This is a genomic window from Nonomuraea sp. KM88, assembly GCF_052245635.1.
In the GTDB taxonomy this organism is placed as follows: Bacteria; Actinomycetota; Actinomycetes; order Streptosporangiales; family Streptosporangiaceae; genus Nonomuraea.
The window spans coordinates 308,280-321,707 of the sequence record NZ_JBQQCC010000006.1 but is presented as its reverse complement, the minus strand read 5'-3'; the positions used below and the strand labels follow the sequence as shown (position 1 = coordinate 321,707).

The following is a 13,428-nucleotide window of genomic DNA, read 5'->3' as shown; positions in this document are numbered from 1 at the left end:
CTATGGCCATGTTATGGCTGACCAGAAGACACTTGCCGAGCCCAGCGGCGAAACGCCTTATCGGCGGATGATGCGCCCCATGGAGGGCCGCCTGATCGGCGGCGTGGCCCAGGGGCTGGCGACGCAGCTCTCGCTTGATCCGGTGGTGATCAGGCTGATGTTCGTGCTGCTCAGCGTCGTCGACGGCATCGGCATGGTCGCGTACGCGGTGTTGTGGATGGTCGCGCCGAAACAGCCGTACCAGGGGACCGCCCCGCCGCAGCGTGACTGGAGCCAGCTCGCCGCGTTCAGCGCGATCGGGGTGGCGCTGCTGGCGTTCGGCTGGTTGACGGGCGCCTCCCAGGGCGGCATCGGCATGTTGCCGTTCGCCGTGGGCGGGATCGGCGCCCTCATCCTCTGGCAGCAGGCGGACCCGGAACGCCGCAAGACCTGGATGAGCGGCGCGGCCCTCAGCATGCGGAAGAACCGGGTGCGCTCGCTGCTCGGCGTCGTGCTCGTCGTGATCGGCGGGGCCGGGTTCCTGGCGGCACAGGGCGAGCTGGCCCAGGCCAGCCAGGGGCTGCTGTTCACCGCCGTCGTGGTCGGCGGCCTGGCCGTCATCGCCGCCCCCTGGCTGGCCGGCCTGTGGAAAGAGCTGCAGCTCGAACGCCGTGAGCGCATCAGGCAGGAGGAACGCGCCGAAGTGGCCGCCATGGTGCACGACTCGGTGCTCCACACGCTCACGCTGATCCAGCGGGTCGCCCACGACCAGCGCGAGGTCACCCGCCTGGCCCGTGCGCAGGAGCGCGACCTGCGCAACTGGCTCTACCAGCCGGCCCAGGACGCCGACGCCACGGTGGCGGCCGCCGTACGCAGGATCGCGGCCGAGGAGGAGGACGCGCACGGCGTGCCCATCGAGGTGGTCTGCGTCGGAGACATCGACCTCGATTCGGCGGGCAAGCTGGCCGCCATGCTCAAGGCGTCCCGGCAGGCGATGGTCAACGCCGCCAAATACTCTGGCAGTCCGTCCATTTCCGTCTATGCGGAAGTAGAGGGTGAAGAGGTCACGATTTTCGTGAAGGATCGTGGCAAGGGGTTCGACCTTGACGCCGTGCCTCTGGACAGGATGGGAATCAGGGAGTCCATCATCGGGAGAATGGAACGTCACGGAGGCGCGGCCAGGGTGCGCACCGAGCCCGGCGAGGGCACGGAAGTGATGTTGACCATGAAGGTGGAGAAGGCATGACACGGGTGTTGATCGTCGATGATCACCGGCTGTTCCGTTCCGGCGTACGCGCCGAACTCGGCGACTCGATCGAGGTGGTGGGCGAGGCCGAGGACGTGGACTCCGCGGTCAAGGCGATCGCCGAGCTGCAGCCCGACGTGGTGCTGCTCGACGTGCACATGCCCGGGGGCGGCGGCCAGGAGGTGCTGCGCCGCGTCCTGGGCTCCGGCTCCCAGGTGCGTTTCCTCGCCCTGTCGGTCTCCGACGCCGCCGAGGACGTCATCGGCGTGATCCGGGGCGGCGCCAGAGGCTACGTCACCAAGAACATCAGCGGCAAGGAGCTGACCGACGCCATCCGCAGGGTGTCGGAGGGCGACGCGGTCTTCTCGCCGCGGCTGGCGGGCTTCGTGCTGGACGCGTTCGCCTCGTCGGAGGCCCCGTCCATCGACCCTGAGCTCGACTCGCTGACGCAGCGCGAGCGCGAGGTGCTGCGGCTGATCGCGCGCGGCTACGCGTACAAGGAGATCGCGAAGGAGCTGTTCATCTCGGTCAAGACCGTGGAGACGCACGTGTCGTCGGTGCTGCGCAAGCTCCAGCTCTCCAACCGCCACGAGCTTTCCCGCTGGGCCACCGCCCGCCGCCTGGTCTGACCCCCGACTGCCGGACCGTCGGCGCGGACGCCCGCCACCAGCGATCTCACCGCCGGCGGCGGGCGGCAGGGACGGGCGCGGGTTCTGCGCCGGCCGGAGCTACAGCTTCTCGAGCGGCGCGTACGCCAGCAGCAGCGTCTTCTCACCGCCGCTGCCGAAGTCGATCTTGACCTTGGTCTTCTCCGCCACCCCGTCGACGGACACCACCGTGCCCAGCCCGAACGCGTCATGGCTGACCCGGTCGCCCGGCGCCAGCGACGGCACGGTGCGCCCGCCGCTCTTCGCCGGGGCGGGCCGGGCGGCCGGCTCGCGCCGCGTGGCCGCGTTCCATGCGGACTTCTCAGGGTCGGTGCGCCAGTCGACGAGCTGCGCCGGCACCTCGTTGACGAAGCGGGAGGCGGGATTGAACGACGGCGCCCCCCAGGAGCTGCGCACGGCCGCGCGCGTGAGGTAGAGGCGCTGCTGGGCCCGGGTGATGCCGACGTAGGCCAGCCGCCGCTCCTCCTCCAGCTCCTTGGGCTCGCTCAGCGACCTGATGTGCGGGAACACGCCGTCCTCCATCGCCGTCAGGAAGACGACGGGGAACTCCAGCCCCTTGGCGGTGTGCAGGGTCATCAGCGTGACGACGCCCTGCCCGCCGTCAGCGTCGGGGATCTGGTCGGCGTCGGCCACCAGCGACACCTGCTCCAGGAACTCGACCAGCGTGCCCTCCGGATTGGCCTCCTCGAACTCGGAGGCCACGGAGATGAGCTCGTTGAGGTTTTCCAGGCGCGACTCGTCCTGCGGATCCTCTGAGGCCTCCAGCTCGGCGCGGTAGCCGGTGGCCACCAGCACCTCCTCGGCCAGCGCGGACGGCGGCACGCCCTCGGCCTTGGTGATCAGCTCCTCGATCATCGCGACGAACTCGCGCACCGCGTTGAGCGAGCGGGTGGCCATGCCGTACGCCTCGTCGGCCCTGCGCAGCGCGTCCCAGAACGAGATGCGCTCGCGCGACGACAGCGCCTCGATCATGGCCTCCGCCCGGTCGCCGATGCCGCGCTTGGGCACGTTGAGGATGCGCCGCAGCGACACCACGTCGGCCGGGTTGGCCAGCACCCGCAGGTAGGCCAGCAGGTCCTTGACCTCCTTGCGCTCGTAGAAGCGCACGCCCCCGACCACCTTGTAGGGCAGGCCGGTGCGGATGAAGATCTCCTCGAACACGCGGGAGGCGGCGTTGGTGCGGTAGAAGACCGCGACGTCGCCGGCCTTGACGCCCTCCTCGTCGCTGAGCCGGTCGACCTCCTGGGCCACGAACATGGCCTCGTCGTGCTCGTTGTCGGCGACGTAGCCCACGATCTTGGGGCCGTCGCCCTGGTCGGACCAGAGGTTCTTGGGCTTGCGCGACTCGTTGCGCGCGATGACGGCGTTGGCGGCGGCCAGGATGTTCTGGGTGGAGCGGTAGTTCTGCTCCAGCATGATCGTGCGCGCGTCGGGATAGTCGCGCTCGAACTCCAGGATGTTGCGGATCGTCGCGCCGCGGAAGGCGTAGATCGACTGGTCGGCGTCGCCCACCACGCACAGCTCCGACTGGTCGGCCCCCGACCGCACCAGGTCGCCGTCGGTGGTGCGCAGCTCGGGATGCCCCACCAGCTCCCTGATCAATATGTACTGGGCGTGGTTGGTGTCCTGGTATTCGTCGACCAGCACGTGCCTGAAGCGCATCCGGTAGTGCTCGGCCACCTCGGGGAAGAGCTGGAACAACGTCACCGTGTTCATGATGATGTCGTCGAAGTCCATCGCGCCGGCCTCGGTCAGCTTGAGCTGGTAGGCCTTGTACGCCTGCGCGAGCGTCTTCTCCAGATGCGAGCCCGCCCTGTCGAGCGCGCTCTCGTAGTCGACCAGCTCGTTCTTGAAGTTGCTGACCTGGGCGGAGAACGAGCGCGGCGGATAGCGCTTCGGGTCGAGCTCCATCTCCCTGCAGACCATCGCCATGAGCCGCTGGGAGTCGGCCTGGTCGTAGATCGAGAAGCTGGAGGGGAACCCCAGCCGCTTGGCCTCCCGCCGCAGGATGCGCATGCAGGCGCTGTGGAACGTCATCACCCACATGGCCTTGGAGCGCGGCCCGACCAGCTGGTCGATGCGCTCCTTCATCTCCTTGGCGGCCTTGTTGGTGAAGGTGATCGCGAGGATCTCGCCCGGATGCGCGTCGCGCTCGGCCAGCAGATAGGCGATGCGATGCGTCAGCACCCGCGTCTTGCCTGACCCTGCCCCCGCGACGATGAGCAGCGGGCTGCCATGATGGATCACGGCCTCGCGCTGCTGCGGGTTGAGGCCATCGAGCAAGGGGTGGTCAACAGAGACTTGGGTCGGCACCCACCTAGGTTAAGACGCCCCACCGACAAACGTCGCACGGAATGCCGTCGCCGGTGCTCCGGTTGTGCTCGACGGAATGTCCAGAAAGGGGAACCATGCTGCCGGAGAGCGAGATCAACCGGGTTCTTGTCGTGACCGCCCACCCGGATGACGCCGATTTCGGCGCGGCGGGGAGCGTGGCGCTGTTCGTCGACCGGGGCGTGGAGGTCACGTACCTGCTGGTCACGGACGGTGACGCGGGCGGCAACGAACGCACTCTGGACAACTCGGGCATGGCCGAGCTGCGCAGGACCGAGCAGCGGGCCGCCGCCAAGGCGGTCGGCGTCACGGATCTGCGCTTTCTCGGCTATCCGGACGGCCAGGTGGTGCCGTCGCTCGAGCTCAGGCGTGACATCGCCCGCGTGATCCGGCAGGTCAGGCCCGACCTGGTCATCACCCACCATCCGGATCGTAACTACCGGTTCGTCGCGCCCAGCCATCCCGACCATCGCGCGGTGGGCGGCGCCGCCCTCGACGCCGTCTATCCCGACGCCCGCAACCCCTACGCATTCCCCGAGCTGGCGCGGGACGAGGGCCTGGAGGCGTGGACCGTGCGTGAGGTGTGGCTGACCGGCGGCCCCGCACCGGATCACTGGGTGGACGTCACCGGCGCCATGGACCGCAAGCTCGCGGCCTTGCAGTCACATGTGAGCCAGGTCGCTCATGTGGAGGGCTTCGCCGACTTCGTCAGGAGCCGTTTCGCCGGCTGGGGCGAGCAGGCCGGCTTCGGCGAGGGCCGCTACGCGGAGGGCTTCCAGGTCGTCTCCACGGACTGACCTCCGCCTCGCGGTGCTACGGCACCGATCCGGGGGCAACCACCCAGAGCGCGGGCTGCCCCGTGATCTCGGAGATGATGTCGAAGTCGCGGTCGTAGTGCAGGATCGTCGCCCCGTGCACCTCGGCGCAGGCGGCGATCAGCAGATCGTTCGGTCCGACAGCCCGGTGGTGAGACTTGCGTGCGAGCATCCCCTGAACGTCCAGGGCCCGGGAGCAGACCCCCTTGTCTCTGATCGACAGCAGGCGAAAGTCCTCCTGCAGATGGTAGAGGTCGCGCTCGTATCCCTCGGGGTCGCGCGCGCTGAAGAGAACCTCGAGCTGCGTGACCTCGCAGACCGCCAGCATCTTGTCGAGCATGAGAGGCTCGAGTGCTCGCTGGACGTCCGGGTGGGGCATGCGTGCCAGCGCGCTCTTGTCGATGAGGTAGACCACGCCCGTGGCTACCACGCCTGCTTCATGAGCTCCGTATCCAGAAGATCGGTATTGTCCCGAGTGCGCCAGTATTCGAAGGCTTCGCGCCGCCTTGCCCTTTCGGCGATCTCTTGCAGGGCCATGTTCACTGTCTCTTTCATGGTCGACGTCCCCAATTCGTGCTGAGCGACTTCCAGTAGATCTTTGTCGATGTCGATCACTGTACGCATGCAACACCACCTCCGTACCTCCAGCGTATATCAGAACCTGCGATCTTGATATACGCCCTTCCCGAGGAGGAGCGATTTCCCGGGAAGGGCGCCACGCAGACGTTAGAGCATCGAGGTAGGGGTCGTGTGGAACGATCCAGAAGGTGCTGGAGGGATCTTCACTCCCGGGTGGAGAACCTTCATTCCCGGATGGGTAGATGATCTACCGCGGGACGGGAGGGACGGTCACCGTACGTGGTCAGAACGGGATGAGCGGAAGATCTCAGGCTGAGGCGGGAGGGCTTGGTTTCTGCTTGCCGGCGAGGCGGGCGAAGAGGTAGCCGAAGGAGTTGGTGGCCAGGTGCAGCATGACGGGGGTGAGCAGGCCGCCCCGGCGGCGTAGCTCGCAGAACAGCACGCCCGCCGCCGCCGTGGACACCACGCTGCCTGCCACCACGCGGGCGGTGTCGAGGCGCCCGGGGGCTTCGTCGGCGACCAGGGCGCCGAGCGCGGGGTTGGCGCGGGCCATGTCGATGGCCGGGAGGATGTGCCAGAGGCCGAACAGGGCGGAGGAGACCCCGGTGGCGGCGACCGTGCCGTGCCTCTGGCGGAGCAACGCGTGGAGGGCGCCCCTGAAGCCCACCTCTTCCAGCAGGACCGTGCCGAAGGGGACCTGGATCAGCGCCTCCTCCCAGACACGGGCGCGCGAGAGCGACAGGGCGCGGTCGTCGTGGAAGAGGGGCCTGGTGCGCGGCATCGAGATGCCGACCGTGTAGACGGCGGCCACTCCGGCGGCAAGGGCGCCGCCCGCGATCGCGCCCCGGCGGCCGTGCTCGAAGCCGAGCTCCTGCCACGAAAGGCCGGACCTGCGGGCCATCGCCACCAGGGCGGCCGTCGCGGCGGCGGACGTCACCGGGCCGAGCCGGGGGGCGATCTTGTTGTTCATGATGTTGGCGGCGGCGAGGATCGCGATCGAGCGAAGCAGCACCCCTGCAGGCTACGTCGCCCGCGTCGTCAGGGGGCGGGCGACGTAGCCCAGGTCGTCAGGGGGCGGGCGACGGAGCACAGGCCCTCAGGAGGCGGGCGACGTAACACAGGCCGTCAGGAGGCGGCGGGACGGCGCCAGCCCTCGGGGAAGCGGGTGCGGCGGCGCTCCTGCGGGGTGAGGCCGCCCCAGATGCCCTCCGCCTCGCCCTCCCTTAACGCGTAGGAACGGCACTCCTCGATGACCTGGCAGCCGGCGCAGACCGCTTTGGCCCGCGCCTCCTGCAGCGGTGTGGGGGCGAGGGGGAAGAAGAGGTCAGGGTCGCTGGACCTGCACGCGCCCCTGCGCAGCCAGCCGATCTCCTCCAGTGACATGGGTCAAAGGTAGAGCGTGGTCATGATCGGACACATCATCCTCTCGGTTGACGCGCGCGTACATCCCTGGGGTGGAGGGCCGTCCGGTCCGTACGGCGTCAGCAGGCGCTCACCCCGTCCCGGTATCCCCTCGCGAACGAGGCCTGACGTTGCGCCGCCGTTCCGTGTGCCGAGGGGTCGAGCCAGTCGTCCGTCGGGTCGCCCGCCGCCTCCAGGCTGTAGAGCAGCTCTTCCTCGTCGCCCTCCTCCGCCCGCAGCGCGCCCGAGTTCACCAGGGCGGACAGGGTGCCGCCCGCGTAGCAGTCGGCCTGGAGCTCCGCCTGCACGTTCAGCTGGAAGCCCGTCTGGAGCTGCGCCTGTACGGCGTGCCCTATCTCATGCGGGATGATCACATAGACGGATCCGTCGCCCATCTCCGTCCACAGCGCCTCCATCCAGTCCCGGTCAAACGCGACGAAGTGACCGAGCGGACAGTAGAAGGCGTTGTTCGGGACTGCGGGCTCGTTGCCGCAGGCAGGGCCGGAGCGGCCCGCGTAGGGGACGAAGGCGGTCAGTGGCCGATATATCCGGCCTAACTGCTCGAACTGCTGCTTCCAGAACGCCTCCGACAACGTACGTGCCGTGCGGACGTCCTCCTCGAAGGAGTCGGCGCCCTCCGTGTCCATGGACGCCGGCCGGGTGATGCCGCACGCGCCGACCAGCAGGACCAGGACGAGAACCAGGGCTCGGATCACAGGCTTCACACATCCCAAGTGTGCACGGGCTCGTTGCTGTGCATGCGCTCGATGTACTCCAGCGTCATGGCCCGCAGCGCCTCGTGCCGGTCGCCTCCTTGCGCGTGCACGCGCTCCACCTGCCAGCTCGCGCCCGTACGGCCGGCGATGCAGCGTCCCTCGATGATGCCGAGCAGCCGGTCGGCGACGGGCCCGTCCACGCCCCACGCGGCCAGCCCTTCCTGGGCCATGGGCAGCAGGCGGCGCAGGATCAGCTCGGCCGCGGGCACCTCGCCCACCCCTGGCCAGTACAGCCGCGCGTCCAGCCCGTGCCGGGCCGCGGCGGCGAGGTTGTCGGCCGCCGCCTGGAACGACATCCGGCTCCACAGCGGCCGCTCGGCGTACGGCAGGACGCGCATCAACCCGTAGTAGAAGGCCGCGTTGGCGGTGATGTCGGCCACGGAGGGTCCGGCGGGCAGCACCCGGTTCTCGACGCGCAGGTGCGGCACCCCGTTCACCACCGCGTACACCGGCCGGTTCCAGCGGTAGATCGTGCCGTTGTGCAGGGTGAGCTCGTGGAGCTCCGGCATGCGGCCCTGTTCGAGCTCCGCGCGCGGGTCCTCGCTCTCGCAGAGGGGCAGCAGCGCGGGGAAGTAGCTGACGTTCTCCTCGAAGAGGTCGAAGACGCTCGTGATCCACCGCTCGCCGAACCAGACTCTCGGCCGTACGCCCTGCGTCTTCAGCTCCGCCGGCCGCGTGTCCGTGGCCTGCTCGAACAGCGCCATCCTGGTCTCGCGGTGCAGCTCCTTGCCGAACAGGTAGGGTGAGTTGGCCGCGGCCGCGACCTGGGGGGCGGCGATGATCTGGGCCGCGTTCCAGTGGGCGGCGAACGCCTCGGGGCTGACCTGAAGGTGGAGCTGCACGCTGGTGCAGGCGGCTTCGGGTGTGATGCTGTCCGCGTGCGTGTCGAGGCGTTCGACGCCCTCGATGGACAGGTGCAGGTCCTCGCCGCGGGCCGCGAAGATCTGCTCGTTGAGCAGGCGGTAGCGGGGGTTCGCGGAGAGCGTGCCCTCGCCGATGTCCTGCTCGCGCAGGGTGGGCAGGATGCCGACCAGGGCCAGGTGGGCGTCCTGGGAGCGGGCGCGATCCTCGGCGTGGTTGAGCCGCGCCCTGATGTCGTTCTCCAGGAGGAGCGCGCCGTCGCCGCCGAGCTCCCGGGGCTCGATGTTGATCTCGATGTTGAACTGGCCCAGCTCCGTCGCCCAGTCCGGCCGCTCGATGGCGGCGAGCACCTGGGCGTTGCGCATGACGGCCTCGCCGCGCGCGTCCACGATGTTGAGCTCGATCTCCAGTCCGGCGAGCGGGCGTTCGAAGTCGAAGCGGGATTCGCGCAACATCTGGGCGAAGACGTCGAGGCACCGACGCACCTTTTCCCGATATTTCCGGCGGTCGTCCCGGCTGAAGGCGACGACTGGCACGTCCCTGCCCATATCAGGAAATGTCGCACGCCAACGCCGCCAAGACCAGAGCGCAGGCCAGTCTTTACCGCAGCCTGGGCCGCCGGATGACGTCCCATGGACCACCGCCGAAACCGCCGGTCACCGGACGCCCCCGGCCACCGTTTCTGAGAGCGGCCTGCCGCACCTCGATACCCGTCGGTACGGAGTAGGAGGGTCGCCGGCGTGAGCGGTTCACGCGGCGCCGGTCGCCACGGGGCAACGGGTCACCACGGAACACGGCCTGCGGGGCGCTCCGTGGCGGCGGCGCGCCACTGAAGGGTCAGAAAGCGTTGCCCTGGAAGGTCCCCGGCCGGCGTGCGGTGGGTGGCCGGCCTTTGCGGAGCCGTAAAGGATGGGACGGGCAGGAGAGCTGAGGCGAGGCTAGGGTGCTGGGATGCGTGTTCTGATAACTGGCGGGGCGGGTTATATCGGCAGCACGGTCGCGTCGGCGTGCCTGGACGCCGGGATCACTCCCGTGATTCTGGACAGCCTTGTGACGGGGCGGAGGGAGTTCGCCGAAGGGCGGGTGTTCTATGAGGGAGATATCGGCGATGGCCCACTGATTGACAAGATATTCGCCGAAAATCCGGATATCGAGGCTGTCGTCCACTGCGCGGCGCTCATCGTGGTGCCGGATTCCGTGGCCGACCCCATCGGCTACTACCGCGCGAACGTCGCCAAGAGCCTCGAACTCGTCGACCACCTGCTCCGCAACGGGTGCGAGCGGATGATCTTCAGCTCCTCCGCGTCGATCTACCAGGCGGGCGCGGACCACACGGTGGACGAGGACTCGCCGCTCGCCCCTCAGAGCCCGTACGCGCAGACCAAGGCGGTGTGCGAGGCGATGTTCGCCGACATCGCGGCCGGCCGCCCGATCAGGATCCTGTCCCTGCGCTACTTCAACCCGGTCGGCGCCGACCCGCGGATGCGCACCGGCCTGCAACTGCGCCGTCCCAGCCACGCCCTGGGCAAGATGATCGAGGCGTACGAGGACGGCGTGCCCTTCCAGATCACCGGCACCGGCTACTCGACGAGAGACGGCACCGGCATCCGCGACTACGTGCACGTCTGGGATCTGGCGACCGCGCACGTGGCGGCCCTGCGCAGGTTCGACGAACTGGACAACGACGTGATCAACTTGGGCACCGGCGCGGGCACCACGGTCCGCGAGCTGGCCGAGGCGTTCAACCGGGTCGTGGACCGTCCCATCGAGGTCGTCGAGGCCCCCGCCCGCCCCGGCGACGTGCCCGGCGCCTACACCCGCAGCGACCGGGCCCGCCGCCTGCTGGACTGGCAGGCCCGCCACTCCCTCGACGAGGGCATCAGGCACGCTCTCGAATGGGCGGCCCTCCGGGAGTCCAGACTGGGCTGAGCCCGGCCGCCCCTCTCCCGCGCGGCCGCGCCCTTCCCGTCCGGTACGGCATCCGTCCCGTTCTGCGCGGCGCCCATCCCGCCCGGTACGCGCCTCTCCCGTCCTGGGGAGGGAGAGGCGCGGACGGTCAGCAGGTCAGCCGGTGACGGCGAACACGCCGAGGGGGATCTCGGTCAGGCTGGAGATGTCCTCCCGGCCGTCCTCGAACGAGGTCGCGACGTCCTTGGCCGCCGGCGCCTTGATCGACACGGCCTTGCCCCAGCCGGTGTATCTCGTGTCCACGCTCACGCTGCCCTTGTCGCCGGTGCCGTTCACCGTTGAGGAGAACGTCGTGACGAGGCGCGTCGGCAGGCCGGCCGCGTTCACGGTGAGCCGCCACGCGATCGGGGCCTTCAGCGCCTTGGCGGACGGCTTGCTCGGCGAGCCGGCGCGCAGCCAGGGCGAGGCCTTCCACAGGGCGCCCAGCTTGATGGTGCCCTTGTAGCCGTGGCTGGTGGCCTTGGCGCCCTTGAGCAGGGTCTTGAGCGTGGAGTATTCGCCGACGTTGACGGGCTGGCCGTACGTGCCGGTGATGCCGCCGGGCGGGCCCTTGGGCGCCTTGAACCAGGTCTTGCCCTCGGGCAGCAGGGTCGTCCACATGTTGCCGGAGAGGTAGGCCGTGGTGCCGACCCTGATCGTGCGCTCGGGCTTGGCCACGGCCCTGAGGATCTCGCCGAACTCGCTGTCCGGTACGTCGCCCAGGTCCTTGGAGGTGATGTTGAGCTTGCCGGTGATGTCGGAGGCGGCGATGCCCGACCTGCTGAACTGCAGGGTGCCGCTGCGCCGGAGGAACACCTCGCGCTTGTTGCCCTGGGAGACGGTCGTGCGCTCGGTGAAGCTCACCCCCTTGCCGAGGGTCATCCGCTTCTTGACGGCGACCACGGGGTCCTTGGGGGCGGCCATCGCCGGGGTGGCGGTCACCAGCGCGGCGGTCGTGGCTAACGCCACGCCGGTCAGGATTCGCTTCATGCGGATTTCCTTCGTCGAAGTTCTGTTGTTGAGGTCAAGGCAGGAGTAGGGCCTTGTGGAGCGGCTCGGCGGGCCGGCCATTACGGAATGCCGCCGAGCGAGCGGATCGGGTCTTCCTCAAGGAACGCCGTGTGCCCCCGTGCGTGCGGCCGTGGTCACCGCCCGGCCGCGACAAATCGGTTCATACAAGTTTCCTCTGGTTCCAAAAGGAAGAGGCATCGATTCTGCCAATCGAAGATCACGACCGTATATCGAGAACCGGGGCGTATGCCGTCGAATCGGTGCAAAATTCGTGCAGATGCCGTCGTGGAGAAGTGAGATCACCGTCACATAGCGCGAGAACCCCCACCCGATGACCTGGTCAGGTCAAGCTTCGGGCTAGGCTTCACTGGCGGAAACGCCCGGCACGCACCCTGAGCGTAGGAGCTCGCCGTGAGAGAGCGAGGCACGATGCCACCGAACGGCGAAGCGGACGCGACCGTAAGTGCAGGTGCCCGGGCCGCCGAACATCAGTCGGACAAGCGTCGAACATTCAGTCGGATAAGCAAGGAGCGAACCCGACGCAGCGAGCGGAGTGGAGGGCCGACGCAGAAGGCACTCCACGGAGCGAGTGAGGAGGGTGAGCGACAAATGGGAAGAGGACGGACCCCTCGTGGACCTGTTCGAACATCAGGCGAAGGAACTCTTCGCTGACTACGGCATCCCGGTGCCACGCGGCATCGTCGCCCACACCGTGGAGGAGGTGCGGTCGGCGGCCGAGGAGCTGACAGGCCGCGTTGTTGTCAAGGCACAGGTCAAGACCGGTGGCCGTGGCAAGGCCGGCGGTGTGAAGGTGGCGGCCGACGCCGCCGACGCCGTCGAGAAGGCCACCGCCATCCTCGGCATGGACATCAAGGGCCACACGGTCCACAAGGTGCTCGTGGAGGAGGCCAGCGCGATCGCGGAGGAGTATTACTTCTCCTTCCTGCTCGACCGCGCCAACCGTACATTCCTCGCGATCTGCTCCGCCGCCGGCGGCATGGACATCGAAGAGGTCGCCCACACCGCGCCGGAGAAGGTCGCCAAGGTGCCGGTCTCGGCGCTGACCGGCATCGACCGCGCCAAGGCCCGCGAGATCGCGGCGGCCGGCGGCCTGCCGGACAAGGCGCTCGACGGCGCCGCCGAGCTCATCGAGAAGCTGTGGTGCTGCTTCGTCGACGAAGACGCCACGCTCGTCGAGGTCAACCCCATGATCCTGTCGGCCGACGGCCAGGTGAAGGCCCTCGACGGCAAGGTCACCCTCGACGACAACGCCACGTTCCGCCAGCCCGACCACGAGGCGCTCGCCGACAAGGCGGCCGAGGACCCGCTCGAGGCCAAGGCCAAGGAGAAGGACCTCAACTACGTCAAGCTCGACGGCGACGTCGGCATCATCGGCAACGGCGCGGGCCTGGTCATGTCCACGCTCGACGTGGTGGCCTACGCGGGCGAGCAGTTCCCCGGCAAGCCGTCCCCCGCGAACTTCCTCGACATCGGCGGCGGCGCCTCGGCCGAGGTCATGGCCGCGGGCCTGGAGATCATCCTCTCCGACCCGAGCGTCAAGTCGATCTTCGTGAACGTCTTCGGCGGCATCACCGCCTGCGACGCCGTCGCCAACGGCATCGTCTCGGCGTTCAAGCTGCTGGAGAGCCGTGGCGAGGCCGTGACCCATCCCCTGGTGGTCCGCCTCGACGGCAACAACGCCCAGCTCGGGCGGCAGATCCTGGCCGACGCCGCACTCCCGCGGGTCGAGCTGGTAGACACGATGGACGACGCGGCCAAGCGGGCCGCCGAGCTCGCTGCGGCAGGTGTGTGAC

General features: G+C 68.9%; 13 protein-coding genes. 5 read left to right on the top strand and 8 right to left on the bottom strand.

Features of this window, described 5'->3' with window-relative positions; translation table 11 throughout:
• The first annotated feature begins 13 nt into the window (after window positions 1-13).
• Both ACTWPV_RS20855 and ACTWPV_RS20850 read left to right on the top strand, forming a co-directional pair.
• Window positions 14-1,225 (top strand): ATP-binding protein, encoded by a 1,212-nt coding sequence (locus ACTWPV_RS20855; RefSeq protein WP_347646598.1) that lies wholly within the window; start codon window positions 14-16, stop codon window positions 1,223-1,225.
• On the top strand, window positions 1,222-1,854 hold the full coding sequence (locus ACTWPV_RS20850; protein ID WP_347646599.1) for a response regulator transcription factor: 633 nt from the start codon (window positions 1,222-1,224) through the stop codon (window positions 1,852-1,854). The genes ACTWPV_RS20855 and ACTWPV_RS20850 overlap by 4 nt, the downstream gene beginning before the upstream one ends.
• Window positions 1,855-1,953: 99 nt before the next feature.
• Here ACTWPV_RS20850 and pcrA read toward each other — a convergent pair whose 3' ends face one another.
• A complete protein-coding gene (pcrA, locus tag ACTWPV_RS20845; RefSeq protein WP_443153071.1) occupies window positions 1,954-4,206 on the bottom strand; it encodes a DNA helicase PcrA in 2,253 nt (750 codons plus the stop codon).
• A gap of 95 nt (window positions 4,207-4,301) precedes the next feature.
• On the opposite strand from pcrA, the gene ACTWPV_RS20840 reads away from it, so the two are divergent.
• Window positions 4,302-5,021: a PIG-L deacetylase family protein gene (locus tag ACTWPV_RS20840; protein ID WP_443153070.1), complete on the top strand. Its 720-nt coding sequence runs from the start codon at window positions 4,302-4,304 to the stop codon at window positions 5,019-5,021.
• A 16-nt stretch (window positions 5,022-5,037) separates the two neighbouring features.
• On the opposite strand, the gene ACTWPV_RS20835 is transcribed toward ACTWPV_RS20840, so the two are convergent.
• The 6 genes from ACTWPV_RS20835 to ACTWPV_RS20810 all read right to left on the bottom strand — a co-directional run bounded on the left by ACTWPV_RS20835 (window position 5,038) and on the right by ACTWPV_RS20810 (window position 9,204).
• The gene (locus ACTWPV_RS20835) at window positions 5,038-5,469 is read right to left on the bottom strand and encodes a PIN domain nuclease (RefSeq protein WP_443153069.1); all 432 of its coding nucleotides are present in this window, start codon (window positions 5,467-5,469) and stop codon (window positions 5,038-5,040) included.
• On the bottom strand, window positions 5,463-5,663 hold the full coding sequence (locus ACTWPV_RS20830) for a type II toxin-antitoxin system VapB family antitoxin (RefSeq protein WP_443153068.1): 201 nt from the start codon (window positions 5,661-5,663) through the stop codon (window positions 5,463-5,465). Before ACTWPV_RS20830 ends, ACTWPV_RS20835 begins: the two co-directional genes overlap by 7 nt.
• Window positions 5,664-5,925: 262 nt before the next feature.
• A complete protein-coding gene (locus ACTWPV_RS20825; protein WP_443153067.1) occupies window positions 5,926-6,630 on the bottom strand; it encodes a lysostaphin resistance A-like protein in 705 nt (234 codons plus the stop codon).
• Between the two features lie 113 nt (window positions 6,631-6,743).
• Window positions 6,744-7,001 carry a WhiB family transcriptional regulator gene (locus ACTWPV_RS20820; RefSeq protein WP_347646603.1) on the bottom strand — a complete coding sequence of 86 codons (258 nt, stop codon included), beginning with the start codon at window positions 6,999-7,001 and terminating at the stop codon, window positions 6,744-6,746.
• A 98-nt stretch (window positions 7,002-7,099) separates the two neighbouring features.
• Window positions 7,100-7,744, bottom strand: a complete 645-nt coding sequence (locus tag ACTWPV_RS20815; protein WP_347646604.1) for a neutral zinc metallopeptidase — start codon at window positions 7,742-7,744, stop codon at window positions 7,100-7,102.
• Window positions 7,741-9,204, bottom strand: a complete 1,464-nt coding sequence (locus tag ACTWPV_RS20810) for a glutamate--cysteine ligase (RefSeq protein WP_443153066.1) — start codon at window positions 9,202-9,204, stop codon at window positions 7,741-7,743. Before ACTWPV_RS20810 ends, ACTWPV_RS20815 begins: the two co-directional genes overlap by 4 nt.
• A 403-nt stretch (window positions 9,205-9,607) precedes the next feature.
• On the opposite strand from ACTWPV_RS20810, the gene galE reads away from it, so the two are divergent.
• On the top strand, window positions 9,608-10,585 hold the full coding sequence (gene galE / locus ACTWPV_RS20805) for a UDP-glucose 4-epimerase GalE (RefSeq protein WP_443153065.1): 978 nt from the start codon (window positions 9,608-9,610) through the stop codon (window positions 10,583-10,585).
• 135 nt (window positions 10,586-10,720) lie between these two features.
• Here the strand turns inward: galE and ACTWPV_RS20800 are convergent, their stop codons facing one another.
• Window positions 10,721-11,593, bottom strand: coding sequence for a hypothetical protein (locus tag ACTWPV_RS20800; RefSeq protein ID WP_443153064.1), 873 nt, complete (start codon window positions 11,591-11,593; stop codon window positions 10,721-10,723).
• Between the two features lie 652 nt (window positions 11,594-12,245).
• On the opposite strand from ACTWPV_RS20800, the gene sucC reads away from it, so the two are divergent.
• On the top strand, window positions 12,246-13,427 hold the full coding sequence (sucC, locus tag ACTWPV_RS20795; RefSeq protein WP_443153146.1) for an ADP-forming succinate--CoA ligase subunit beta: 1,182 nt from the start codon (window positions 12,246-12,248) through the stop codon (window positions 13,425-13,427).
• Window position 13,428: the final 1 nt, after the last annotated feature.

What these genes read in the sequence shown, in the direction of transcription:
- ACTWPV_RS20855 (WP_347646598.1), top strand. Translation starts at nt 14, where the DNA reads ATGGCTGACCAGAAGACACTTGCCGAGCCCAGCGGCGAAACGCCTTAT.
- ACTWPV_RS20850 (WP_347646599.1), top strand. Translation starts at nt 1,222, where the DNA reads ATGACACGGGTGTTGATCGTCGATGATCACCGGCTGTTCCGTTCCGGC.
- ACTWPV_RS20840 (WP_443153070.1), top strand. Translation starts at nt 4,302, where the DNA reads ATGCTGCCGGAGAGCGAGATCAACCGGGTTCTTGTCGTGACCGCCCAC.
- ACTWPV_RS20830 (WP_443153068.1), bottom strand. Translation starts at nt 5,663, where the DNA reads ATGCGTACAGTGATCGACATCGACAAAGATCTACTGGAAGTCGCTCAG.
- ACTWPV_RS20820 (WP_347646603.1), bottom strand. Translation starts at nt 7,001, where the DNA reads ATGTCACTGGAGGAGATCGGCTGGCTGCGCAGGGGCGCGTGCAGGTCC.
- ACTWPV_RS20810 (WP_443153066.1), bottom strand. Translation starts at nt 9,204, where the DNA reads ATGGGCAGGGACGTGCCAGTCGTCGCCTTCAGCCGGGACGACCGCCGG.
- galE (WP_443153065.1), top strand. Translation starts at nt 9,608, where the DNA reads ATGCGTGTTCTGATAACTGGCGGGGCGGGTTATATCGGCAGCACGGTC.
- ACTWPV_RS20800 (WP_443153064.1), bottom strand. Translation starts at nt 11,593, where the DNA reads ATGAAGCGAATCCTGACCGGCGTGGCGTTAGCCACGACCGCCGCGCTG.